At 49.7% G+C, this 1,510-nt stretch carries 3 protein-coding genes; all 3 read right to left on the reverse strand.

Going from position 1 to position 1,510, the window contains the following annotated elements:
• Window positions 1–495 (reverse strand): FimD/PapC N-terminal domain-containing protein (locus WH277_RS00380; protein WP_339503699.1); only part of this gene is annotated, 495 nt, incomplete at its 3' end.
• A gap of 52 nt (window positions 496–547) precedes the next feature.
• Window positions 548–1,243: a fimbria/pilus chaperone family protein gene (locus WH277_RS00385; RefSeq protein ID WP_339458920.1), complete on the reverse strand. Its 696-nt coding sequence runs from the start codon at window positions 1,241–1,243 to the stop codon at window positions 548–550.
• Between the two features lie 71 nt (window positions 1,244–1,314).
• A partial coding sequence (locus WH277_RS00390) for a hypothetical protein (RefSeq protein WP_339503701.1) occupies window positions 1,315–1,510 on the reverse strand: 196 nt, incomplete at its 5' end.

A 1,510-nucleotide genomic window follows, 5' to 3' on the forward strand; every position in this document is an offset into this window, starting at 1 on the left:
GTTGTAGTTAACGTGGATAGCGCTACCGCCATATTCGCCCTCATGACGCTGGCTGACAAGCCATGAAGAGGGCACTACGATACTGAGCGACTGTGTTTCCTGTTGCCAGACGAGGCTAATCTGGCTATCACTGGCTGCCCAGTCATAACATTTTTGAGAGCGTGCGGCATCAGGAACGCTCAGGCCCAGTTCTTCAAGCAGTTCTGGCGTGAAACACATCGCTCCCTGGGGAGTGACCTGTAATTGGAAGGAGCCGATAAAATCACCGTTAAGGCTGATATCGACCACATTCATTCCGGCAGGGATCTTGCCCAACCGATCCAACTTTTCCAGTGCATTTGGGTCCAGACCGTGGCGTTTTAATGTCTCAATGTCCCAGTCTTCAGGTGAGGTTTCACCCGATAAAGAAGCGGAAGGTGTTTCGTTGGCGGTGGCATGACCATTTACCGCCACAAAAATCAGACTGGCGGGCAGTAAAAAAATGAGCTTCCACATTATTCCATTTCATTTTGTAATGAGTGCGGTAAATTTCCTTTTACCGCCGGGGTCAATGTGTCACCGACATTTCAACATTGCCAGTGTCGAAGCCATATTTCGACACGGTTTCAATACTGACCTTTTGCGTGGCAGAGAGCTGCCCGGCTTCTTTCACCATCACGGGTACCGTCTGCTGCGGCAGAACATAGGTTTTGGTCAGCAGCCCGTTTTTCCCCTGCGGCAGTAGCTTGATCTGCTGTGACAGCCTGACCACATAAGGGCTGGGATTGTGTACCGTCAGCTTATCGCCGTTGACGCTCCAGACCAGTGCTTTCCATGGATCGGCGTTCATGGCTAATCCTTGCGGATGAATAATCACCGGAATATTTTGGCGAATATTAACGTCAATTCTGTTTTCATCATTGCCTGTTTTCGGCCGGATCCCTTCGAAGGTGACACGTTTCAAATGCTCAACCTGAAGTGGGCGCTCGCTATTAAGAATAAAACGTACCAGCTGGGTTTTCCCGGCGGCCAGGCGCATGACAGGCTGTGTGGCGTACAATTTCGGCTTTGGGTCGTCAGGTAAATCGTGAATTTTGACATACAGCAGTTCTGTCTGCTCGTCAGTATTGGTGACATTGATGCTGCCGCCGCCATCCTTTTCAAGAATAAACAGCATGGGGGTTTCTGGTTTCATGGTGGCGTAAGACGCTGCTGTCCAGGTGCAGCAGAGTAGGGCGAGTGTAGTAAGGGTAAAGGAGCGCATAGTACCTCTGAAATGAGAACGGAGTGCTACAGGTCGTAACACTCCGGTATTTAAGCGAAATTAACTTGGGATTACAGGTAAACCAGGTCGTAAGTCGCTTCACCTTTGATATCGATATTTTCAGAGGTTTTCAGCGTGGATGCCGGGGAAATAAATGGGGTGAATTCCAGCCCGATGGTATGGACTTTACCCATAGCAGGGGCATTGCTTTTACTGCCTCTTGTCCAGGAATACATCTTTTGGCCAGTACCTGAAATCATATGGGCG

Origin of the sequence: Erwinia sp. MYb416, assembly GCF_037479575.1 — a bacterium.
GTDB classification, from domain to species: domain Bacteria; phylum Pseudomonadota; class Gammaproteobacteria; order Enterobacterales; family Enterobacteriaceae; genus Erwinia; species Erwinia rhapontici.